Raw genomic sequence first — 390 nt, forward strand, 5'->3', positions numbered from 1 at the left:
GTTGTAACTCATAACAACTAATGTAAAAGCTTGTTCCGTCAGGTCGATTTTAGGATATAAACGTCCTCTACTCTCATAAGTTCGCTCGTGAAAATTTACGAGCGAAAATTCATAACCCGCATAATCCATTTGCTTGCGAATATCTTTCAGTACATTGTCATGAGTTTTCCCGAAGACTTCAGCAATCATCAAACTATCAGTTACAACTTTTCCATTGCTTTCAAATACTAATTGTTTATCATCTGTTGAACTTAGCGTGTTCATTTCCGTTATGAGACCTCCTTCATATCTAAGATCTTTATGATTTTAGCCCTGATATCCTTACCTTTTCGTTTATCACGGATAATATCCGATAAGTAAGCATTAGATATCCCAAGTAATTTCGCTAAT

1 protein-coding gene and 1 pseudogene are annotated in these 390 nt (G+C 35.1%); both read right to left on the bottom strand.

Features of this window, described 5'->3' with window-relative positions; all coding sequences use genetic code 11:
• Positions 1-264 (bottom strand): Rha family transcriptional regulator (locus tag KVT27_RS23850; RefSeq protein ID WP_217582096.1); only part of this gene is annotated, 264 nt, incomplete at its 3' end.
• Positions 265-269: 5 nt separating this feature from the next.
• Positions 270-390 (bottom strand): annotated as a pseudogene (locus KVT27_RS26860) (XRE family transcriptional regulator); the annotation flags it as partial.

This window comes from Lysinibacillus sp. GbtcB16, assembly GCF_019091145.1.
Classification (GTDB): domain Bacteria; phylum Bacillota; class Bacilli; order Bacillales_A; family Planococcaceae; genus Lysinibacillus; species Lysinibacillus fusiformis.